This is a genomic window from Rhodococcus sp. 15-2388-1-1a (genome assembly GCF_002259145.1).
Classification (GTDB): Bacteria; Actinomycetota; Actinomycetes; order Mycobacteriales; family Mycobacteriaceae; genus Rhodococcoides.
The window spans coordinates 117,025-139,635 of sequence record NZ_NPFP01000048.1; the positions used below are offsets into that span (position 1 = coordinate 117,025).

Sequence of the window (22,611 nt, forward strand, 5' to 3'; positions counted from 1 at the left end):
CTGTCATTTGACTCGCCCCATGACTGCGGCGGTGACGGCACCGTCGGCCACGCGCACTCTGATCTGTGTACCCGGTGGCGCGTCCTCGACCGAACGCAGAACCTCGGGATCCGAACCCGCGACCACCCGCTGTACGACGGCATAGCCCCGAGCAAGTGTGGCAGCAGGTCCCAGCGTCGACAGCCTGGCCCGCAGGTGTTCGACGAGCGTGTCCTGGGTGGTGAGTTCGCGTTGAACGTCGCGTCGGGCCGCGTCGAGCAGCCGCCGAACCTCCTCGCGCCGTTGCTCGAGCGAGGCCAGTGGGTCGGCCAGCACCGGCCGGTGTCGGAGCATGTCCAGGCCGCGTGCCTCGCGCTCGACCCAATTGCGGAGCGCTGCAGCGCTTCTCGACTTCAGTTCCGAGACCAGAGCTTGTTCGGCGACGGCGTCGGGCACCACGAGTTTGGCGGCATCGGTGGGGGTTGCGGCCCGCAGGTCCGCTACGTGGTCGCTCAGAGGGCTGTCGGGCTCGTGGCCGATGGCACTGACGATCGGCGTGGTGGCGCGAGAGATGGCGCGGCACAGAGCCTCGTCCGAGAACGGCAGCAGATCCTCGACGCTACCGCCGCCGCGGGCGAGGATGATGACGTCGACGCTTGGGTCGTCGTTCAGTTCCTTCAGCGCGTCCAGAATCGCCGGCACCGATTGTGGGCCCTGGACCGGGGTGTTGCGGACCTCGAATCGGACCGCGGGCCAACGTCTCTGCGCGACGGTCAGTACGTCCTTCTCCGCCGCGCTGGCGCGCGCGGTGATCAGGCCGATGGTGCCCGGCAGGAACGGCAGCGGACGTTTGAGGCGTGGGTCGAACAACCCCTCGGCGGCGAGCAGGGCTCTGAGTCGTTCGATGCGAGCCAGCAGCTCGCCGACCCCCACCGCACGAATGTCGGTGGCGCGCAGCGAGATCGTTCCCCTACCGGTGAAGAACGACAGCTTTCCGTAGAGGATGACGCGCGCACCCTCGGTCAGCGGAACGGGTGAACGCTCGAGCAACTGCGGCGAACACGTGACCGACAGCGACATGTCGGCCGACGGATCACGCAGCGTCAGAAAGGCAGTCCTGGTGCCGGGGCGAGCATTGATCTGGGTGAGCTGCCCTTCCACCCAGATGGAGCCGAGCTTGTCGATCCAGCCGGCAACCTTCATGGCGACGGTACGCACCGGCCATGGCTGTTCGGCGGTGCTCGCGCCTGGCTGGGTGGGACCGGACTGGGGTGGGGGAGTGCTCACTTGGCCTTGGCGGTGGTGATGCGGTTGGCGAGCATCGTCTGGAAGGGCGCGCGGGAGAGCGTGTCGTTCTCGTAGTCGAGCAGGGTTTCGAGGTCCTCGATCGAGAGCGTGCGCAGTCGGGCGCGCAGCTGTGCAAGGGCAAGGGTGTCGAAGTCGATCATCTCGACGATCTCGGGCTTGTCGGCGGATCGAGCGCGCTTGGCCGAGGTGTCCTGGACCGGCTCGTCCAGCGGAGGCGTCGAGTACAGAGCGAAGCGACCGTTCGCCGCGACCGGCTCGGCCACGGGGGCGTCGGGGACATCGACGTCGTCGGTGATCACGGGGGCGAGGAAGGTGTTCTCGTCTTCGTCCTCGTCGAAGCTGGCCCAGGAGGGCTGCTCCTCGGTCGGGGTGCCGATGACCGGCAGGCTCGCGATGACCAGATCGCCCTTGATGGCCAACGCCGTCACCTGCTGCTGGAATCGCATGCTGCGCGCCAGTGCCTCGCTGACGACCGTCATCGGCAGCATCAGGGCGGAACCGGGAAGCTTGCGAGCCTCTTCCACGACGGTCACGGCGACGCCTGCAGCCACACGCGCTGCAAAGGGGACTCGAGTCATGTGCACCAGACTGCCCGAAACGGTGAACTTTGGGTAGCCGACAGGCTGTACGCCCCTCTTCAGCCGGGGCTGAGGGACGTGGAAAAGAGGCGGGCGAGCTCGGTGCACGTATCCTGGGAAGTATGTCTTCGGCTGTTCCACTGAATCTTGGTATTGCACAGTCCGCCGGTGCGGGTAAGTCCGCCTACGCCGGGGGTAAGCGAGTGCTGCTCGCGGAGCCGCGGGGCTATTGCGCGGGCGTCGATCGCGCGGTCGAGACCGTCGAGAAAGCGCTGGAACAGCACGGTGCGCCGGTGTACGTGCGCAAGGAGATCGTGCACAACCGGCATGTGGTCGAGACTCTGTCCGATCGCGGCGCGGTGTTCGTCGAGGAGACCGACGAGGTTCCCGAGGGATCGCTGCTGGTGTTCTCCGCGCACGGCGTCTCACCCGCCGTGCACACCTCCGCGGCCGAGCGAAACCTGCGCACCATCGACGCCACCTGCCCGTTGGTGACCAAGGTGCACCAGGAAGCCAAGCGCTTCGCCCGAGACGACTACGACATCCTGCTCATCGGTCACGAGGGCCACGAGGAGGTCGAGGGCACCGCAGGCGAGGCTCCCGAACACATTCAGCTGGTGGACGGCCCGGATTCGGTCGACAGCGTCACCGTCCGAGACGAGAACAAGGTCATCTGGCTGTCCCAGACCACGCTGAGCGTCGACGAGACGATGACGACGGTCGCCAAACTGCGTGAGCGCTTCCCGACGCTTCAGGACCCGCCGAGCGACGACATCTGCTACGCCACGCAGAACCGTCAGGTCGCGGTGAAGGCGATGGCCCCGGAATGCGATCTGGTGATCGTCGTCGGGTCCAAGAACTCCTCGAACTCGGTGCGGTTGGTGGAGGTCGCACTGGGCGCGGGTGCACGGGCGAGCTACCTCGTCGACTACGCCAAGGAAATCGACCTGGCCTGGCTCGACGGAGTCGAGACGATCGGCATCACCTCGGGTGCATCCGTACCGGAGATCCTGGTGCAGGGCGTCATCGAACTGTTCGCCGAGCACGGCTACGCAGACGTACAGCCGGTCACGACCGCAAACGAGACTCTGGTGTTCTCCTTGCCCCGCGAGCTGCGCCCAGCTCGCTAGCAGCGAGGTCGGGCAACGAATTAAGCCCCGTACCGGGATTCCTGCGCAGGAGCAGGAAAACCGATACGGGGCGTTTCTCGTGTTCGGGCTAGTCGCTGTGACGGTCGCGGTAGCGAACCTTCGGCACCGGATGCGGGGGAATGTCGTCCCGGTGCGGGGTTGGTAGCGAATGACTGCCCTGGCCGCTACCGGCGGTGGAGTCGGCGGCAGTGGAACCGCTCGCGGGGGCGCTCGTCCGAGGAGTCACGACGGGCCTGGCTCCGGTGTTGTACGGATCGGCGACCTCGCGAGGAGCGTGTACCCGGTCCGATCGCTCGCGACGAGGTTCGGTCGAGTACCGGGACTGTGCTTCTCGCGGCACCTGCCGAGACTGTGCCTGCGGATACTGCGTTCGCGAGTAGTCGGGCTTCTGGTACTCGGGCTTGTAATCGTGCCGGGGGGAGTCGGTGGCGGCGTATCGAGTCTGTGGTGCCGGTGCCGACGCAGCCGATCGTCGGGGGCTCGCGGTGGGATCCGCTGCAGTACGCGAGCCGGGGCGAGGGGTCGAACTCGCGCGAGGGTCGGTATCGGGACGCGGACGAGAATCGGTGCTTCGGCGACCGACGTACGGCCCGGGCACGATGTCGGTGGCCTCGGCCGCAGAGTCGGTGCTGCGATCGACTGCGGCTGCCCGCCTGCGGGATCGTTCGGGGCGCTCTGCCTGTGCCCGACGCTGTGCTCTGGTGGGCTTGTCGTCGCTGGGCTTCGGACTGCGTCGAACAGCAGGGGCGTGCGTGTTCTGCCGTTTGAGCACGATGCGCAGTACTCCGAGTCCGACGGCGACCAGGGTGCCGAGCAACATCAGCGGAAAGCGGTTGACCAGCGGAATGGCAACGTTGAGGATGATGTCCTTGAGGCTGGTGCCGGCGTTGTCGGTGAAGTACTGGTACGACAGCGGCACGGCCACGAACAGGATCAGAGGGGCTTGCACCATCGCCGTGAACAGTCCGCGGAAGCGGACGAGCAGGACGCCGGCGATGCAGCCGAGGACGTACATGAACGCGAACGCACCGGTCAGCTCGGTACCGCGTGCGGCATCGATCAGAAATCCGAGAAAAGTCAGTCCCGCGGCGATCGCGACGGCACCCCATGCAGGAACGCCGGGCAGGGTCGCGAGTATGGATCGGTGATCCAGCGGTACCCCGGAGCGGGCACGTTGGGAGGTAGACACCCCCCGAGGTTAGCCGTTGTTCAGCCCACTGCATCGCTGACATGACCGAAGTCGTGCCGGTAGCGGGACGAATCGGACAGTTTGGGTCGCTCGTCCACTCGGGCGATGTCCACCGGCTCGGCGTCGAACAGCTCGAGCTCGTGCAGCTTTCTCGCCGTCACGCTCACCCTGGTATCGACGGAACCGACGGTGGAATTGAACGACTCCACGGCCTTGCCGAGGTGGGCACCGAGCTTGTCCAGGTGCGTCGAGACGACACCGATTCGCGTGTACAGCTCGCGTCCCAGTTGCTGGATGCGCGCAGCGTCCTCGGCCAGAGACTCCTGCTTCCACGTGTAGGCGACGGTCCGTAGCAACGCGACCAGGGTGGTCGGGGTGGCCAGGATCACGTTCCGGCCGAAGGCGTACTCGAGCAGGCCTGTGTCCGACGTCAGAGCCGCGTCGAGAAACGGGTCGCCGGGAACGAACAGCACGACGAATTCCGGTGTCGGCTCGAATGCCTGCCAGTACGCCTTGTCGGCCAATTGGTCGATGTGGGTCCGTAGTTGCTTGGCGTGGCGTCGCAGATTCTTCTCCCGCGCGCCGAGATCCTCGTCCTGAGCGGCATCGAGGTACGCCGCGAACGGCACTTTGGCATCGACCACTATCTGCCGACCGCCGGCGAGACGGACGATCATGTCGGGTCTGATGCCGTCCTTGCTGACCTGCGTGTCGAAATCGCAGTGCTTGAGCATGCCCGCCAGCTCGACGACACGTTCGAGCTGGATCTCGCCCCACCGGCCGCGGATCTGCGGTGCGCGCAGTGCCGTGACCAGCTGACCGGTCTGGGTGGACAGATGCATCGACGCTCGATGCATACCGGTGACCTGCTCGGACAGTCCCGCGTATGCCCGGATGCGGTTGTGCTCGACCTGCCGCACGTGCTCGGAGAGAGCGTCGACGGCATCGTGCAACGGCTCGACCAGGTGTGAGACCTGCTGGCCGATCACGGTCGAATTGCGCCGCGCGGAATCCTCGTTGACCGCACTCAGTGACTGCCGAAGCATGCCCTCGTGCTCGCGCATCGCGGCCAGTTGGGCTTCGGCTCGGACCGCACGATCGCCCATCCGCGAGGCGTGCAACAACCAGCCGACGACCGCGCCGATACCGAGAGCGACGAGCAGGCCGAACGCGGTGAGAATGTTCATGGAGCAGATGATGCAGGACGGTACCGACAACTTCGGTGCGCGAAGCCTGTGGACCGAGCTCACGTCCGACAGGCCGAGGCACCTCGGGGAGTTTGTCGGTGGTTCCCGATAGCGTCGAACGCATGAGAATCCTGCACACCTCGGACTGGCACATCGGTCGCACCTTTCACGGTGTCGACCTGTTGGCCGATCAGGGCGCTGTGCTTGGGTCCATCGCGGAACTGGTTGCGGCACAATCGATCGACGTGGTGGTGGTGCCGGGCGACATCTACGACCGCGCTGTTCCCAGCGCCGACGCCGTCCTGGTCTGCAATCGCGGGCTGGAGGCGATCAGAGCGGCCGGTGCGGTGATCGTCGCGACGTCGGGAAACCACGATTCACCCGCGCGGCTGGGCGCAGGCGCTGCTTTCGCCTCGGCAGGAGGGCTGCATCTGATGACGCGGGTGGGCGACGTCGCCACTCCGGTCGTCATCGAGGACGAGCACGGCTCCGTTGCGTTCTACGGCATTCCGTACCTCGAGCCCGAAACCACTCGCCTCGAACTCGACGTTCCCACTGCGCGTACTCATGCCGAGGTGCTCGATGCCGCGATGGATCGGGTACGCGGCGACCTCGCGACGAGAAGCGAAGCAGGGCAACATGTTCGCTCGGTCGTGCTCGCCCACGCTTTCATCGTCGGCGGTGAGGCGACCGGATCGGAGCGATCGATTTCCTCCGGCGGCATCGAAACTGCACCGGCGTCGGCGTTCGACGGTGTCGACTACGTGGCGCTCGGACATCTGCATTCGCCCCAGATCCTCAGCGACCGGGTGCGGTACTCCGGTTCCCCCCTGCCGTATTCGTTCGGTGAGCGGTCGCATCGCAAGGCGGTATGGATTCTCGATCTCGACGCGGACGGGCTCGGCAGTGTCGAGCGCGTCGATCTGCCGGTGGTGCGCGGACTCGCCCGCATCGAAGGCACGGTAGAGGAATTGACAACGGACACAGCGTATTGCGAGTTCGAGGATCATTACGTCTCCGCCGTGCTCACCGACGAGGTACGTCCGGTGGACGCAATGCGCGCGCTGCAGCAGCGTTTCCCGCACGCGATCCATCTGGAATGGCGTCGCCCCGAGGGATCCGGCGAGCTTCGCTACCGCGACCGTGTGCGCGGCCGTAGCGATCTCGACATCGCCACCTCGTTCGTGACGGACATGCGCAGCGTGCCGACGGCAGCGGAGTCCGCGCTCCTGGCTCGCGCTCTGGCCACCGTGCAACGCGAGACCGAGGCCACCCGCGGGACGGCCACCACAGCCGACCGCGGTGCTGCATGAGGCTGCATTCGCTCGAGATCACCGCCTTCGGCCCCTTCGCGGGCACCGAGACGGTGGACTTCGACGCACTGGGGGCCGACGGGCTCTTCCTGCTGCACGGTCAGACCGGAGCCGGCAAGACGACGGTGCTCGACGCGGTGGCGTTCGCGCTGTACGGAACTGTGCCCGGAGCTCGTCGGGAGGGCAAGCGCCTGCTGTCCGATCACGCAGCCAAGGGTGCGGTGCCACAGGTCACGTTGGAGGCGACACTCGGTGGGCGGCGCATCAGAATAGTGCGCAGTCCGGAGTTCCTGCGGCCCAAGCTCCGCAGCACGGGCACCACCAAGCAACACGCCAAGGCCAGTCTCACCTGGCTCGACGGCCGAGGACAGAACCTCACCCGGCTCAGCGAGATCGGCGACGCCGTCAACGCGCTGCTCGGGATGAGTGCCGATCAGTTCTTCCAGGTGGTGCTGTTGCCGCAGGGTGAGTTCGCGCGATTCCTCCGAGCCGACAGCGACGAACGCGGCAATCTGCTCGAAAGGCTCTTCGACACAGGCCGATTCGGTGATGTCGAAGAGTGGTTCGCACAGCGCCGCCGGGAGCTCGCCGCCGAGCTCGCCGACGCCCACCACGCCATCGACATCATGCTCGGCCGGGTGTCGCAGGCGTCGGGAGTGCCCGAGCCCGAGGGCGAGGACAGCGAGCAGCCGGACCCGCTCGAATGGGCGGCCGACGTCCTCGACGATGCCCGGCAGAATCGGACCCTCGCACAAGGTCGGGCGGTACTGATCGACGCGGCAGCTCGGCGTGCGTCGGCAGCTCTGGCGAAGGCCACCACCGTTCTCGATCTGCAGCGGCGACGTACTCTCGCCGAGGGTCAGCTCGCGCAGTACCGGGAGAGCGAGACGGCACGAGCAGCACGCCGAAGCGAGCTCGCCGATTCCGCGGCCGCAGGGCCGATCGCGGCCACTGTCGCAGACCTCCGCCTGGCACGCCTCGCCACCGACGCCGCAACCTCCGCACTCGCGGCGGCGGAGCGTGCGCTACCGACGACGGCGGAGGGACAACGCTTCCACGCCGCGCTGCATTGGCCACCCGCGCCGGCGGATCCGTCGGCCGAGCGCACGGTCGTTGCACAGTTCGTGCGTGACTGGACCACCGATGTCGCGCGGTTGCAGTCCCTGCTCGGTCTCGCCCGTGAAGCCGATCGACTCGACGGCACCCTCGCCGATTATCGTGCGCAGCAGCGCACTACCGCAGCGGCGATCGAACGCACCGTGCAATTGCAGGCCTCGATGCCCGAGCAGATCGCCGCGGTCGAATCACGGATGGCACGAGCCTCCTCGGCTGCGGCAGAGTTGCCCGGCCTCGAGGAGCGCTGCAGTCGCGCCCGCGTGGCAGCCGAGTCTGCACTCGAACTGGTACGCAAGCGAGCGACTCTGGCCGAGGCCGAACGTGCCCGAGACACCGCAGGAGCAGCCCACAACACAGCCCGGTCGCACCTGCTCGACCTCCGTGAGCGACGCATCGACGGGATGGCTGCCGAGTTGGCGGCGCGTCTGGAAGCGGGCGAGCCCTGTGTCGTGTGCGGATCGGAGGTGCACCCGCATCCCGCTGCACCGTCGACGTCGACGGTGACCAGGGCACAGGAAGACAAGGCCGCCGCTGCAGAACGCAAGGCCGCCGCTGCGCTCGATCACGCGGTCGCGGTTGTCGCTCGAGCGCAACGGGACGTGGATCTGCTGCACGACCGCACCGGTGGGGCCTCCGCTGCGGAGTTGACCCAGATGCTCGATGCCGCGACCGCCGCACTGCGGGACGCCCGCGCGCGTGCCGCCGATGTCGAACCGGCAACCGCGGAACTCGATCGCCTGCGGAGCGAATCGGACGCGCTGACGGTCACGCTCCACGACCTGGTCGCCTCGCGTGGTGCCGTGGACGAGCGCATCTCGGCCACCGAGGAATCGCTGGCGAAGATGCGTGCGTCGGTGGCCGAGGAAGTGAACGAGGGCGCGTCGCTGGCAGACCGAATCTCGGAGCGGGAGGCCTTGATCGACGGTGCCCGGCGAATTCAGGAGGCGCGCATCGCCTGGCTCGACGCCACTGCGCGGGCCGATGCACTGGCAGCCGAACTGGACCGACGGGTGGAGGCGTCGAGCTTCGAGTCCGTCGACGCTGCGGCCGGGGCAGTGTTGGCCGCCGACCGCGTCGAGCAGATCGAGACCGAGCTGCGCACCGCCGAGGAGGCGCGTGCGCATGCCGAGCACGTGTTGCGCGAGCCCGCCATCGTCGACGTGGCCGGTCGGCCGCCGGTGGATCTGGGTCCGTTGGAGCAGGCGTGCGCCGAGCTGGACGACGCGGTCCGGGCGGCCGCCGCGGGGGTGGCTGAATGTCGAAGGCGCGCAGATGATCTGGAACGGCTGATCGCCGAACTGTTCACCGCGGCCCAGGCCATCGCGCCACAACGTGCCGAATTCGACGAGCTCGCCAACCTCGCGGACGTGGTGGCAGGGCGGGGGCAGAATGCTCGCAAGATGTCGTTGCGCTCGTACGTCCTCGCGTCGCGCCTCGAGGACGTCGCCGAGTCCGCCTCCGCGCGGCTGCGTCGAATGTCCTCGGGGCGCTACGAATTCGTGCACTCCGACGAGGCCGGCGTCCGCGGCAAGCGGGGCGGTCTCGGACTGGACATTCGGGACGACTACACCGGCGTCGTGCGCTCGGCCAAGACCCTGTCGGGCGGTGAGGCGTTCCTCGCGTCGCTCTCGCTCGCGTTGGGCCTCGCCGATGTCGTGGCCGCCGAATCCGGCGGTGTCGTCCTCGACACCATGTTCATCGACGAAGGATTCGGCACGCTCGACGCCGACACCCTCGAATCGGTGATGGCGGTTCTCGACGAACTACGTGCAGGCGGACGCGTCGTCGGCGTCGTCAGCCACGTCGACGAGATGCGTCAACGCATTCCCAGCCGCCTCCACGTCAAGCGTGAGCGCACCGGTTCGACGCTTCAGGTCGTTGCGTCCTGACCTGACGCCTGCTTGTCCGACTTCGACTCGTCCTGGTCGTCGAGGCCGGCCTGTTCGTCGGTCAGTCCCTCGGGCGGCGGGATTTCGTCTTCGAGTTCGTCCTGATCCGGTTCGTTCGAGCGCGCGTCGATCTGCTCGGACAGGTACCTGATCAGCACGGCGGCAACCGCGGCAGCCGGGACGGCGAGGAACGCGCCGATGATGCCGAACAACGAGCTGCCGGCCGTCACGGCGAGCAGCACGATCGCCGGATGCAGGTTCATGCTGCGACTCTGCAGAATGGGCTGCAGCACATTGCCTTCCAACTGCTGCACCGCGACGATGATGGCGAGCACGATCAGCGCCGTGGTGAGCCCGTTTGCGACCAGGGCCACGAGGACGGCGAGTGCGCCCGCGACGAACGCGCCGACGATCGGAATGAAGCCACCGATGAACGTCAGGGTCGCCAGTACCAGGGCCAGCGGAACGCCGAGAATGACCAGTCCGAGACCGATGAAGAATGCATCGATGAAACTGACGATGGCCTGAGTTCGGATGAATCCGCCGAGGGTCCCCCACATCCGCGAGAGCACCTCGCCCAGATGGGTTCCGGCGCGGCCGCCGGAGAACCCGTGCAGCCACGGCAGGAACTTCGGTCCGTCCTTGACGAAGAAGAACGTCAGCACCAACACCAGCGCCAGGGTGACCAGCAGCGAGCCTGCGGCGGATACGCCGGTGAACACGCCGGTGGCGATGACCTCGCCGCTGTCCTGTAGACGCGACACGATCGCCGACACGGCCGAGTCGATCTGGTCGTCGCCGATGTTCAGCGGCGGCCCCTTCAACCAGTCCTGTACCTGCGCGATACCGCCCGATGCCTGGTCGACCAACTCCGGTGCCTGCTCGGCGACCGACGGAACGATCAAGGTGATGATGCCGCCGATGACGACGAAGAACACCACGAGCGATACCGACGCGGCCAGGGCGGGCGGAGATCCCAGACGCATCATCAGCTTCGCCGGCGGCCACAGCACCGTCGCGACGATCACGGCGAGCAGGACCGGCAGCAGGATCACCCAGAGGTGCCCGATCAGCCAGCCCAACACCCACGCCCCGGCTGCGATCGAGATGAGGATCAGCGACCACTTGGCCAGCCACAGGCCGCCGACCCCGATGAGGTCACCACGATCACTGCCGGACGTCTTGGACTTCGACGTACTACCGGGCACTGCCGATTCGGTCACTGTGGCTTCCTCACATTCGGCGGATGGCGGATCGTGAAGAACCATAACGTCTCGGCCTGCCCAGCTGTGTGCCACCGCCGTCCAAGGCGAGGCCGGTCAGGCCGCCTCGTGTGCCAACAGCCATTCCTTGACGGGCAGTCCCCAGCGGAAACCGCCGAGAGCCCCGCCGATTCGAACCACCCGGTGGCACGGCACGAACAGCGCGGCAGCGTTGCGAGCGCATGCCGACGCAGCACCGCGGATTGCTGCCGGTCTGCCGGACAGTTCTGCGAACTGGGAGTAGGTCACCGGCGCACCGGGTTCGACGGTGCGCAGGACGCCCCAGGCATGCATGAGAAATTCGCCGGATCGTTGCGCGACGGCAACGGAGTCGATGACGGTCAGCTCACCGCGGTGATAGTTCTCGACGGCGCGCGTCACATTGCCGAGATCGGCCGCGGTGCGCACGCTGTCGGGTCGCATCGTCGGGTGGATCAGGACGCGGAGTTCTTCGACGTCGGCGGTCCAGCCGGACGCGAGCACGCGCTGATCTTCGTCGACGATGGTGCTGAACGGCCCGATCGGGGTGTCCTGGGTGGCGGCGGTGGCTGTCATGGCTGTCTTCTTTCCAGTGCGGTGACCCACAGGTGCATCGAGACGTACGAACGCCACGGAGCCCAGCGGGCGGAATCGTTCAACGAGATGCCGAGTGCCTGAGCACCTTGGCGGACGACGAGATCGGTATCGAGCAGAACATCGGGATCACCGAGCAGGCGCATCACGACGTACCGGGCGGTCCAGGGTCCGATTCCTTTGAGCGCGAGCAGTTCTCGCTCCAGTTCCGGCCCTTCTCGCGCGGGATGCAGCACGACGGTTCCCGACGCGATGGCGTCGGCGACGCGGATGACGGTCTGCACACGGGCGGCCGGTCCGGTGAGAACCTCGTGACCGCGTTCGGCAATGACGGCCGGTTCGGGAAACAATCTGGTGACGGTGTCGTTGCCGAGATCGACCGGTGCACCGAGAGCGTCGACGAGCCGGGCGGTGTGGGTGGCCGCAGCCTTCAGCGAGATCTGCTGCCCGATCACTGTGCGCAGCAACATCTCTGCGCCGTCGACCACACCCAGTGCGCGGATGCCCGGGTGGGCGTCGACGCTCGGTGCCAACTGCGGGTCCGAGCGCAGTGCGTCGTCGACGGCGAGTGGGTCGGCGTCGAGATCGAGCAGGTGGCGGATTCGGGCGACGGCAGGGGCCAGGTCTCGCATGTCCTGCAATGTCACTGCCGCGCTGACGAATCCGTCCATCACCCGTAGTGCGACGAGCCCGGCTGCGTGCGGCAGTCGCAGGGAACGTACGTATTCGCCGTCCTCGGCGAAGAACTCGATGCCCTCGACCACGTGGCCTCGAAGGAACCACTCGATCCAGCCGCGGTCCAGCGGTGGTCGGTACGGCAATCGCAGAGTGACGGTTCCGCCCGCGGTCGGTACGGCGGTGCGGTGTGCTTCTCGACGCAATGTCGACGGGTCGACTGCGAAGACTTCCTTGATGGTGTCGTTGAATTGCCTGACGCTGGAGAAGCCGGCCGCGAAGGCGATGTCGGCCATCGACATGTCGGTGGTCTGAATCAGCGTGCGGGCGGTGTGAGCGCGGTGCGCGCGGGCCAGGGCGAGCGGTCCTGCACCGACCTCGGCCGTGAGCACGCGGGTCAGCTGCCGGGTCGAGTAGCCGAGGGTGCTGGCGAGGCCGTCGACGCCACCGCGTTCGACGGCTCCATCGGAGATCAGCCGCATGGCGCGAGAACTGAGGTCCGAGTGGATGTTCCAGCGTGGGGAACCGGGGGTGGCGTCGGGCTGGCAGCGGCGGCAGGCGCGGTAGCCGGATTGTTGGGCCGCCGCTGCGGTGGCCAGAAACGAGACGTTGCCCGGCTTGGGGGTGCGGGCCGGGCAGGAGGGTCGGCAGTAGATGCCGGTGGTGGAGACGGCGGTGAAGAACTGGCCGTCGAACCGTGCGTCGCGCGAGGAGACCGCGCGATAACACCGATCGAAGTCCAGTTCTTGCACCTGCCGTTCACTGCTCATGCACCTACTGTGTCAGCGCGGACGCGTCGGTGCTAGCGGAAATCGGACATCACCGTGTCAGCAGCACCGAGCCCCCGGGTTTCGGTCCGCCTCCGCGTGCCGGTCCTTCCAGTACTGCCGCACGGTCGGTGGTTCCTGGCCCGGGTGGTGGCGGGCCAGATGGGCGACGTAGCGGTCGTAATCGTGGTCGCCCATCACCGAGGTGATCCACCACCACAGGCCCCGCATCTAATGCGCCGATCCGGGGCGACGGACGGTGCCCGCCTCGATCAGCTCGTCCCATTCGGCCTGAATCTTCTTCTCGGCCGGGGTGAGGACGAAACCGGTGGGGCCGAAGATCTTCGACGGCACCTCGGGCTCCTCGTTGTCGGGCAAGGTGTCTCCTCGAACTGCCTTGATGCACACCCACACTCCGGCGAACACGACGACCAGGACGAGCACCGCGAAGATGATCGACAGCGTGCCCTGAATGAAGGTGTTGCGGATGACGGCGTCGATGGCCTCGGGGGTCTTGGCGCTGCCGAATTCGGTGAGCCCCTGAGCCTTGGCGTCGCGGAACTGCGAGTGCTGAGTCCAGTAGCCGATGGCCGGGACGGAGGAGAAGATCTTCTGGTACGACGCCGTCATGGTGACGATGAGGTCCCACGCCAGCGGAACCCCGGGAATCCAGGCCCACTTGTAGAGGCCACGCTTGACGACGATGACCATCACCACCGTCAATGCGATGGCGGCGAGAAGCTGGTTGGCGATACCGAACAGCGGGAACAGGGTGTTGATGCCGCCCAGCGGGTCGGTGACGCCCATGAGAAGGATTGCGCCCCAGGCTGCGACGACAATCAGCGAGCAGATCCAGGCGCCGGGACGCCACGACGGATCCTTGAACTTCTTGGCCGAGGCTCCGGGCAGGTTGCCGATGCTGTCGGAGAGCATGAAGCGTGCGACGCGGGTGCCTGCGTCGACCGTGGTGAGGATGAACAATGCCTCGAACATGATCGCGAAGTGGTACCAGAACGACTTGAGTGATTCGCCGCCGAACACCTGGTGCAGTACCTCGGACATGCCGAACGCGAGTGTCGGTGCGCCGCCGGTGCGGGAGATGATCGATTCCTCACCCACATCGGTTGCGGCCTGGCTCAGTTCGGCGGGGGTGATGTCGCCGCCGCTCAGTCCCAGTCCGTTGACGTAGGTCGCTGCGGTCTCGGGAGTGCCGCCGGTCAGGGTGGCCGGAGCATTCAGTGCGAAGTAGATGTGCTGATCGAGGACACATGCGGTGATCAGAGCCATGATGGCGACGAACGACTCGGTGAGCATGCCGCCGTAGCCGATCATGCGCATCTGCTTTTCCTTCTCGAGCAACTTCGGCGTGGTGCCGGAGGAGATCAGAGCGTGGAAGCCGGACAGCGCACCGCAGGCGATGGTGATGAACAGGAACGGGAACAGCGATCCCGCGAACGCCGGTCCGTTGCCTTCGGTGGCGAAGGTTGTCATCGCAGGCATCTGGATTTCGGGACGTGCGATGAGAATGCCCACGGCCAGCAGAGCGATGGTGCCGACCTTCATGAACGTCGACAGGTAGTCGCGAGGTGCCAGCAGCAGCCAGACAGGCAGGATGCAGGCGAGCAGGCCGTAGCCGATCAGCAGCCACGCGACGGTGACCTTGGAGAGGGTGAACCAATCGGTGCCCCAGTCGGTTTCGGCAACCCAGCCGCCGGCGACGATGGCGAGCAGGAGCAGTACGACGCCGATGAGCGAGACCTCGGTGACGTTGCCCGGTCGCAGGAAGCGCAGGTAGACGCCCATGAAGAGTGCGATCGGAATGGTCAGTGCAATGGAGAAGACGCCCCACGGGCTTTCGGCGAGTGCGTTGACGACGACGAGCGCGAGCACCGCGATGAGGATGATCATGATGACGAACACCGCGACCAGAGCGGCGGTGCCGCCGACGACGCCGAGTTCGTCGCGGGCCATCTGGCCGAGGCTGCGGCCGTGCCGACGCGTCGAGATCCACAGCACCAGGAAGTCCTGTACGGCACCGGCGAACACGACGCCGATGATGATCCACATGGTGCCGGGCAGGTAGCCCATCTGAGCGGCGAGGACGGGGCCGACGAGCGGGCCTGCTCCGGCGATCGCGGCGAAGTGGTGGCCGAACAGCACCCGACGGTCCGTCGGCATGTAGTCCTTGCCGTTTTCCAGGATCTCGGCCGGTGTCGCTCTGTCGTCGCGTGGGAAGACGATCTTGCGTTCGATCAGCCTGGCGTAGAAGCGAAAAGCGAAGATGTACGTACACACCGCGGCGATGACGAACCAAACGGCGTTGGGGTTCTCTCCGCGGACGATCGCGATGATCGTCCACGCGACACCGCCGAGTAGGCCGATGGCAACGAGCATCAGACGCTTGATCGGCGTCATGGGATGAGAGTCGACGACCCCGACGGGTGGGAGGTCGGGGTCGGTCTTCAGCAATTCGACGTGTGGATCGTCGGGCGCTTTCAATGACATGTGTGGGGTCTCCATGCTCGCAGTTTGTGACTGCGATCACCCTATGTGCGCCGCGGGTGTGCGTCCTCGAATCGGCACATCGTCGTGCGCCCGGCGGTCGCTGGAGTGCGACGAGCGGAGGGGGCGACGACGCATCCCCGTGGTCAGCTACCGAGAGCCTCGTCGACGGCCCGGGCGCTGAGCACCTGATCCAACACCAGCGCTGCGCTGCCGATGACACCCGACAGGTCGCCGTGGGTGGTGGCCTGGATGGTCAGTGCTTTGGTGGCGAGCGCGGTGGCGTTGCCGTAGACGGTCTCGCGCAGTCCTGCGACGAAGATGTCGTAGGCGTTCGCCATGTCGCCGCCGATGATGAGTACCTCGGGGTTGAGCAGGTTGACGGCCCCGGCCAGGGTTTCGCCGATGTGGCGTCCGCTGTCGCGGATGAGTCTGCGCGCTTCGGGGTCACCGCTGACCGCGAGGTCGACGACGCCGCGCACGTGGCCGACTTCGCGGCCCTGCTCGTTCAGTGCGCGCACCAGAGCCCAGCCACCCGCGATGGCCTCGAGGCAGCCGCTGTCGCCGCACCTGCACGCGACCCCTGCGGCTGCTGCGGTCTTGGTGTGGCCGAATTCGCCTGCAGCGCCCAATGATCCGCGCTGCAGTGCGCCGCCGGCGACGATCCCGGCTCCGAGACCCGTCGAGGCCTTGACCAACAGGGCGTTCTGGAAGCGATCTCGATTGTCGCGGCGTTCGGCCAGCACCATCGCGTTGGCGTCGTTGTCGAGAAACACCGGAGCCGACGTGGTGTCGGCGAAGAACGGTGCGAGCGGCACCCCGTCCCAGCCGTGCATGATCGGCGAGTCCAGGCTGCAACCTCTGGCGGTGTCGGCGGTGCCGGGGATGGACAGCCCGACCCCGAGGATGCGATGTCCGGTTCGGTGCGACTCCTCGAGAAGTACCTGCAGCCGCTTGGTGATCTGCGGCATCAGCTCGTCCGGTCCGACGCCGATCTCCTGGTCGACGGTGTCGCTCGCGAGCAACTCACCGCCGAGGGTGAAGACGCCCAGTTGGGAGCGGCTGCGTCCGATCGCGGCGGCGAGCACGACACCCGCGTCGATGTCGAAGGACAGTCTCGCCGGGGGCCTACCGCCGGTCGACTGAGTGTCCTCGGTTTCGATGACCAAGCCGAGCTCGGTGAGCGCGGCGACGCGGGAGGCAACGGCCGATCGGGAGAGGCCGGTGATCCGTCCGAGTTCCGCGCGGGTTTCGGCGTCTCTGTCGCGCACGAGAGCGAAGATCTCACCTGCCGTCGCAGGTGGAGCGGTCAGGCGCGGCATGGACATAGACGCCATTCAACCAACTGGCAACTTTTACGGCAACAGCCTAAGAAGTGTCACTTATGACTTCGAAAAGCATAAGTTGGGTTGCTGATGGACCTAACCGGCTTTAGGCTGGGTCGTGAGAGACCGAACATCGGAGATACTCATGGACACACTTCATCCGGTCCTGCGTCAGGTCACCGACCGCATCGCAGACCGCAGCCAGTCCGACCGCACCACATATCTCGCTCGAATCGCTGCTGCCGGGGATCAGGGCCCGGCCCGTGGCCGACTCGCCTGCGCCAACATCGCCCACGGCTTCGCGGCCTCCGGTAAGGCCGACAAGCAGGCGCTGCGCGGCATGGTCAAACCCAACATCGCGATCGTCTCCGCCTACAACGACATGCTCTCGGCGCACAAGCCGTTCGAGACGTACCCGGCCGTGCTGAAGAAATCGGTCATCGATGCGGGCGGCATCGCGCAGTTCGCCGGTGGCGTCCCCGCCATGTGCGACGGCATCACCCAGGGCCGCGACGGCATGCAGCTGTCTCTGTTCAGTCGGGACATCATTGCGATGTCGACGGCAATTGCGTTGTCCCACGACATGTTCGACGCCACCTTGATGCTCGGGGTGTGCGACAAGATCGTCCCCGGAATGCTCATCGGCGCACTGAGTTTCGGCCATCTGCCTGCGGTGTTCGTGCCCGCTGGGCCGATGACCTCCGGACTTCCCAACGGGGAGAAGGCAAAAGCGCGCCAGCTCTACGCCGAGGGCAAGGTTGGCCGAGAAGCACTACTGGACGCCGAGGCTGCGTCGTATCACGGCAGTGGCACGTGCACATTCTTCGGAACGGCCAATTCCAACCAGCTGCTCATGGAGGTCATGGGCCTGCATCTGCCCGGCTCGTCGTTCGTCAACCCCGGAACCGCGATGCGCGACGCATTGACCCGCGAGGCCGCCCACGTCGTCACCGGTCTGACGTCTCTCGGGGACAACTACACCCCGGTGGGGGAGGTCGTCGACGTCAAGTCGATCGTCAACGGCTGCGTTGCACTGCTGGCCACCGGCGGCTCGACCAATCACACGATGCACCTCGTCGCCATCGCGAAGGCCGCCGGAATTACGTTGACCTGGCAGGACCTGTCCGACCTGTCGGCCGTTGTGCCGCTGATGGCCCGGATCTACCCGAACGGCAAGGCCGACGTGAATCACTTCCACGCGGCCGGTGGACTCGGGTTCGTCATCGGGTCTCTGCTCGATGCCGGGTTGATGCACGAGGATGTGAAAACCGTTGCCGGGCCGGGTCTGCGGCGCTACACGCAGGAGCCGAAGCTCGACGGCGACGGGGTGATGTGGCAGGACGGTACTCGGATGAGCCACGACGACACCGTGTTACGTGGCGCGAACGAGCCGTTCAGTGCCGACGGCGGACTGAAGATGCTGACCGGTCCGATCGGAAAGTGCGTCATCAAGACTTCTGCACTGGCACCCGAACACCGCGTGGTCACCGGACCGGCGCGAGTCTTCGACGATCAAGCCGATTTCCTCGAGGCGTTCGACGCAGGGCTTCTCGACGGCGACTTCGTTGCCGTGCTGCGTTATCAGGGCCCGAAGGCCAACGGTATGCCCGAGTTGCACAAGCTGACCCCGGCTCTCGGAATCCTGCAGGACAAGGGGCGGTCCGTCGCGCTGATCACGGACGGCCGGATGTCCGGTGCCTCCGGCAAAGTCGCGGCGGCAATTCACCTGACGCCCGAGGCCGCGAGCGGTGGGCCGATTGCGAAAATTCTCGACGGTGACATGATCACCCTCGATTCCCTCGGTGGCACATTGTCGATCGACGTACCGCTGGCCGAGTTCGAGGCCCGGCCGGTCACCGGTCGAGTGTTGGACGCCGACGAGTGGTCGAGCACCGGTCGTGATCTGTTCTCGGGCATGCGTGCGCTCGTCGGCCCTGCCGACGAGGGCGCGATGTTCGTCATGCGCTGAGTCCCTGTAACTCCAGAAGAAGGTAAGAACGTGACTGCATCTCTGCTCGACCGTGTGCCCGTCATCCCCGTCGTTGTCATCGAGAACCTCGATCATGCCGTTCCGATCGCCCGCGCCCTGGTGGCGGGCGGAGTGCCCGTCATCGAGCTGACGTTGCGGACTCCGGTGGCGCTCGACGCCATCGAGCGCATCGCAGCGGAGGTCCCCGAGATCCTCGTCGGTGCCGGCACCATCATCACTCCCGGCCAGGCCAAGCAGGCCGCCGACGCGGGCGCTCAGTTCCTGGTGTCGCCGGGCTGCACGCCTTCCCTGACGAAGGCCATGCGAGATACCGGATTACCGCATCTGCCCGGTGCCGCAACGGTGTCCGAGGTGCTCACCCTCCTCGAAGCCGGCTACACCGAGCTCAAGTTCTTCCCCGCCGAAGCATCCGGTGGTGCGAATTTCTTGAAGTCGATCCACTCGCCGATCCCGGCCGCACGCTTCTGCCCGACGGGTGGCATCTCGACCGCCAATGCGTCGGCATACCTGGCTCTGCCGAATGTCGGATGCGTCGGGGGATCGTGGCTCACTCCGGCCGCGGCTGTAGCAGAACAAGATTGGGATGCCATCGTCGCTCTCGCGACAGCTACGGCCGAACTGGTCTGAGATTCCCGTCTCCGGCGATGGAACCCAACGGGTCGGTGCAGCGTCCAACTAGCTGTCCGTCATCGAACAATCGGGGGAAATGATCATGTCGAATCCGTACGAGCAGTCGGAGTTCCAGCAGACCCAGCAGCCTTATCCGGCAGCGCAGCCCTATGTGCAGGCACCGACTCTGCCGTCGTCCAATGCGGGATGGGCCGTGGTCGCCATCATCTTCTTCTGGCCGTTGGCCATCCCGGCGTTCAATCACGCACTGAAGGTGTACCCGCTGTGGATGATGGGTGACGCTCAGGGCGCGCTCTACTCGTCGAATCGTGCCGGGTTCTTCGGGAAACTGTCGCTGGGGATATTCGTCGTCCTCATAGTTCTGTACTTCGCCTTCATTGCACTGGTCGTCGCCAACTCGTACTAGGTCCCGACCCTTGACCTCGACATAACTCGAGGTTCTAGCGTCGCGGGCATGGACACACTCGGCCTCGGCAGACTCGGCATTTCCATCGACGTATCGCCGTCGTATCTCGACGACGTGCGCGAGTTGGAGACACTCGGGTTCACCTCGTTCTGGCTGCCGGGCGGGCAAATCGATCGACTCGGCAGGCTGACCGATCTGGTTCGGGCGACCGAGACAGCGACCGTCGTTCCGGGCATCGTGCCGGTCGATGTGTACTCGCCTGCGCAGACAGGGAAGCTGTTCGACGAGCTCTCGCCCAGCGGTCGTTTCGTCCTCGGGCTGGGTGGGCCGCAAACCGCGCGGCCATTGGCGGGGCTGCATCGCTACCTCGACGAGTTGGCTGTGCCGTCGGATCGGATTCTGCTCGCGGCGCTCGGGCCGAAGAAGCTGGAGATGGCCAGAGACCGCGCTGCCGGCGCGATCGGGCTGCTCGTCGCGCCCGAGTGGACGGCGCAGGCGCGCCACTCTCTGGGGACGGCCGAGCTGGTGGTCGATCAGTTCGTCGTCGTGGAGTCCGATCCGGATCGAGCCCGTACTGCGGCACGGAAGCCGCTGAGCTTTCTCGCCACCGTCCCTGGCTATCGGCAGAACTTTCTGCGCATGGGATTCACAGGGGCCGACGTCGACCAGCTCAGCGACCGTTTGGTCGACGCGCTGGTGGTGTGGGGGAGCGTCGAGAAGATCGCTTCGCGGGTGGCCGCCCACCACGAGGCCGGGGCGGATCACGTCGTTCTTGCGCCGCTCGGCGCGTCGAGCATCGCTGCTGGCCGGGCACTGTCCGAGCTGGTGGTGTCGTCAAAGTAGACTCCATAGACCGTGAGCCTCACCCTCGGAATCGTCGGACTGCCCAACGTCGGCAAGTCCACCCTCTTCAATGCACTGACCAACAACGATGTGCTGGCCGCGAACTATCCGTTCGCCACCATCGAGCCCAACGTCGGTGTGGTCGCGCTGCCGGATCCCCGGCTCGGGAAGCTGGCCGAGGTGTTCGGTTCGGAGAAGCTCGTGCCTGCGCTGGTGTCGTTCGTCGATATCGCCGGCATCGTCAAGGGTGCGTCCGAGGGCGCAGGTCTGGGCAACAAGTTCCTCGCCAACATTCGTGAAGCCGACGCCATCTGCCAGGTCGTTCGTGTCTTCGCCGACGACGATGTGGTGCACGTCGACGGTCGCGTCGACCCGACCGCCGATATCGAGGTCATCGAAACCGAACTCGCGATCGCCGATCTGCAGACCCTCGAGAAGGCCATCCCGCGCCTCGAGAAAGAGGTGCGGATCAAGAAGGATCGCAAGCCTGCACTCGACGCGGCGCTGGCAGCGCAGGCTGTGCTGAACGACGGCAAGACGCTGTTCTCGGCCAAGGCGAAGCTGGACTTCGAGCTGCTCGGTGAATTCCAGCTGCTCACCACCAAGCCGTTCCTCTACGTCTTCAACGCCGACGAGTCGGTGCTCACCGACGATGCGAAGATCGGCGAACTCGCTCGCCTCGTCGCTCCCGCCGACGCGGTGTTCCTCGACGCGAAGATCGAGTCCGAGCTGCTCGAACTCGACAAGGAATCGGCAGCGGAACTGCTCGAATCCGTCGGACAGACCGAGCCCGGTCTCGACGCGTTGGCTCGCGCCGGCTTCCACACTCTGGGCCTGCAGACCTACCTCACCGCAGGCCCGAAAGAGGCTCGCGCGTGGACCATTCATCGGGGTGACACCGCGCCCCAGGCAGCGGGCGTCATTCACACCGACTTCGAGCGCGGCTTCATCAAGGCCGAAATCGTTTCCTTCGACGACCTCGTCGCCGCAGGTTCCATGGCCTCGGCCAAGGCTGCAGGCAAGGTGCGCATCGAGGGCAAGGACTACGTCATGTCCGACGGCGATGTGGTGGAGTTCCGCTTCAACGTGTAGCTCGAACAGCCGTTCTGGCTGTCACTCGCAACGCAAATCGGGTGTCGTCCACCACATCTACGACGCCCGAGTTGTGGTGCGAGTGATCGCAATTGCTCATCGGCGGGACGTCTGTCGGTGATCATCGCGGCATGTTCTGCGAGTGGGCGTCGTCGTCTGCGCCGCCCAACGATGTTGACTACGCTCCGAATCAGAGGATGGGAGAACGTAGATGGGTCTGCAGGAACTCGAAGCATTGGTGCACCGAACAGCCACTGCTGGGGAACCTTTCGAGCGTGGAGCCGATGAGGCGGAGCAGGCATACTTGTCTTCGCTTGCGGCCCGGCCGAGTACCAAGCTGATCTGTGAGGTCGGGTTCAATGCCGGCTTCTCGAGTTGGGCGTTCCTCGACGCATCGCCTGATACGACCGTCGTGTCCTTCGACCTGGCCGCCTATGCCTACAGTGACGCCGCGAAAGCCCATATCGACGAACACTTTCCGGGCCGACACACCCTGATTCAGGGTGACTCGCACGCCACCATCGCGGCCTATGCGCAGGAACACCCGGACATGCGGTTCGACGTCATCTTCATCGACGGAGACCACTCGGTGGAGGGTGCTCGCGCAGACCTCGACGATCTACGTGCGCTCGCTACCGCAGAATCGGTCGTGATCATGGACGACATCACCCCGTGGCTCTGGTTCGGCGAAGGCCCCACCCAGGCGTGGCAGGAAGCGATCGACACGGGTCGGATTCTGCACACGCAGTACTTCCGCGACGGAGAACCTGTCGACGCGGTGACACCTCCGGCCGCTCGCGCCTGGGCCGAGGGCCGCTACCCCTTCTGAAGCTCCG

At 66.1% G+C, this 22,611-nt stretch carries 19 protein-coding genes; 9 read left to right on the plus strand and 10 right to left on the minus strand.

The window, feature by feature from the left end; genetic code table 11:
- Positions 1–3: 3 nt before the first annotated feature.
- Positions 4–1,266: an exodeoxyribonuclease VII large subunit gene (gene xseA, locus CH302_RS27095; RefSeq protein WP_052047730.1), complete on the minus strand. Its 1,263-nt coding sequence runs from the start codon at positions 1,264–1,266 to the stop codon at positions 4–6.
- Positions 1,263–1,865 (minus strand): lipid droplet-associated protein, encoded by a 603-nt coding sequence (locus CH302_RS27100; protein WP_037191417.1) that lies wholly within the window; start codon positions 1,863–1,865, stop codon positions 1,263–1,265. Before CH302_RS27100 ends, xseA begins: the two co-directional genes overlap by 4 nt.
- Positions 1,866–1,987: 122 nt before the next feature.
- On the opposite strand from CH302_RS27100, the gene CH302_RS27105 reads away from it, so the two are divergent.
- Positions 1,988–2,995 (plus strand): 4-hydroxy-3-methylbut-2-enyl diphosphate reductase, encoded by a 1,008-nt coding sequence (locus CH302_RS27105; protein WP_037191419.1) that lies wholly within the window; start codon positions 1,988–1,990, stop codon positions 2,993–2,995.
- A gap of 88 nt (positions 2,996–3,083) precedes the next feature.
- On the opposite strand, the gene CH302_RS27110 is transcribed toward CH302_RS27105, so the two are convergent.
- Both CH302_RS27110 and CH302_RS27115 read right to left on the minus strand, forming a co-directional pair.
- Positions 3,084–4,205 (minus strand): DUF6542 domain-containing protein, encoded by a 1,122-nt coding sequence (locus CH302_RS27110; protein WP_037191420.1) that lies wholly within the window; start codon positions 4,203–4,205, stop codon positions 3,084–3,086.
- 20 nt (positions 4,206–4,225) lie between these two features.
- Complete coding sequence (locus tag CH302_RS27115; RefSeq protein ID WP_037191421.1) at positions 4,226–5,392, minus strand: DNA recombination protein RmuC; 1,167 nt, start codon at positions 5,390–5,392, stop codon at positions 4,226–4,228.
- A gap of 122 nt (positions 5,393–5,514) precedes the next feature.
- Here CH302_RS27115 and CH302_RS27120 point away from each other — a divergent pair, with 122 nt between their 5' ends.
- Both CH302_RS27120 and CH302_RS27125 read left to right on the plus strand, forming a co-directional pair.
- A complete protein-coding gene (locus tag CH302_RS27120; RefSeq protein ID WP_037191422.1) occupies positions 5,515–6,705 on the plus strand; it encodes an exonuclease SbcCD subunit D in 1,191 nt (396 codons plus the stop codon).
- On the plus strand, positions 6,702–9,710 hold the full coding sequence (locus tag CH302_RS27125; RefSeq protein ID WP_037191425.1) for an AAA family ATPase: 3,009 nt from the start codon (positions 6,702–6,704) through the stop codon (positions 9,708–9,710). The genes CH302_RS27120 and CH302_RS27125 overlap by 4 nt, the downstream gene beginning before the upstream one ends.
- Here the strand turns inward: CH302_RS27125 and CH302_RS27130 are convergent.
- The 6 genes from CH302_RS27130 to CH302_RS27155 all read right to left on the minus strand — a co-directional run bounded on the left by CH302_RS27130 (position 9,692) and on the right by CH302_RS27155 (position 16,817).
- Positions 9,692–10,978, minus strand: a complete 1,287-nt coding sequence (locus CH302_RS27130; protein WP_082323692.1) for an AI-2E family transporter — start codon at positions 10,976–10,978, stop codon at positions 9,692–9,694. The two genes, CH302_RS27125 and CH302_RS27130, sit on opposite strands and share 19 nt — an antisense overlap.
- Before the next feature lie 51 nt (positions 10,979–11,029).
- Positions 11,030–11,527: a methylated-DNA--[protein]-cysteine S-methyltransferase gene (locus CH302_RS27135; RefSeq protein ID WP_037191427.1), complete on the minus strand. Its 498-nt coding sequence runs from the start codon at positions 11,525–11,527 to the stop codon at positions 11,030–11,032.
- The gene (locus CH302_RS27140) at positions 11,524–12,990 is read right to left on the minus strand and encodes a DNA-3-methyladenine glycosylase 2 family protein (protein ID WP_037191429.1); all 1,467 of its coding nucleotides are present in this window, start codon (positions 12,988–12,990) and stop codon (positions 11,524–11,526) included. The genes CH302_RS27135 and CH302_RS27140 overlap by 4 nt, the downstream gene beginning before the upstream one ends.
- A 57-nt stretch (positions 12,991–13,047) precedes the next feature.
- Positions 13,048–13,218: a YbdD/YjiX family protein gene (locus CH302_RS27145; RefSeq protein WP_072692145.1), complete on the minus strand. Its 171-nt coding sequence runs from the start codon at positions 13,216–13,218 to the stop codon at positions 13,048–13,050.
- Positions 13,219–15,492: a carbon starvation CstA family protein gene (locus CH302_RS27150; protein ID WP_037191430.1), complete on the minus strand. Its 2,274-nt coding sequence runs from the start codon at positions 15,490–15,492 to the stop codon at positions 13,219–13,221. It lies immediately after the preceding gene.
- A 143-nt stretch (positions 15,493–15,635) separates the two neighbouring features.
- A complete protein-coding gene (locus tag CH302_RS27155; RefSeq protein WP_037191431.1) occupies positions 15,636–16,817 on the minus strand; it encodes an ROK family transcriptional regulator in 1,182 nt (393 codons plus the stop codon).
- A gap of 142 nt (positions 16,818–16,959) precedes the next feature.
- On the opposite strand from CH302_RS27155, the gene edd reads away from it, so the two are divergent.
- From edd to CH302_RS27185, 6 genes are all read left to right on the plus strand, one after another.
- Positions 16,960–18,783, plus strand: coding sequence for a phosphogluconate dehydratase (gene edd, locus CH302_RS27160; protein ID WP_037191432.1), 1,824 nt, complete (start codon positions 16,960–16,962; stop codon positions 18,781–18,783).
- A 30-nt stretch (positions 18,784–18,813) separates the two neighbouring features.
- Positions 18,814–19,431, plus strand: a complete 618-nt coding sequence (gene eda / locus CH302_RS27165) for a bifunctional 4-hydroxy-2-oxoglutarate aldolase/2-dehydro-3-deoxy-phosphogluconate aldolase (RefSeq protein ID WP_037191434.1) — start codon at positions 18,814–18,816, stop codon at positions 19,429–19,431.
- A gap of 79 nt (positions 19,432–19,510) precedes the next feature.
- Positions 19,511–19,840 (plus strand): CD225/dispanin family protein, encoded by a 330-nt coding sequence (locus CH302_RS27170; RefSeq protein WP_052047731.1) that lies wholly within the window; start codon positions 19,511–19,513, stop codon positions 19,838–19,840.
- A gap of 48 nt (positions 19,841–19,888) precedes the next feature.
- Entirely contained in the window at positions 19,889–20,683 is a 795-nt protein-coding gene (locus CH302_RS27175) for a TIGR03620 family F420-dependent LLM class oxidoreductase (protein WP_037191436.1), read from the plus strand.
- Positions 20,684–20,695: 12 nt separating this feature from the next.
- The gene (ychF, locus tag CH302_RS27180; RefSeq protein WP_037191439.1) at positions 20,696–21,775 is read left to right on the plus strand and encodes a redox-regulated ATPase YchF; all 1,080 of its coding nucleotides are present in this window, start codon (positions 20,696–20,698) and stop codon (positions 21,773–21,775) included.
- A gap of 211 nt (positions 21,776–21,986) precedes the next feature.
- Positions 21,987–22,604 carry a class I SAM-dependent methyltransferase gene (locus tag CH302_RS27185; RefSeq protein WP_037191440.1) on the plus strand — a complete coding sequence of 206 codons (618 nt, stop codon included), beginning with the start codon at positions 21,987–21,989 and terminating at the stop codon, positions 22,602–22,604.
- Positions 22,605–22,611 lie beyond the last annotated feature (7 nt).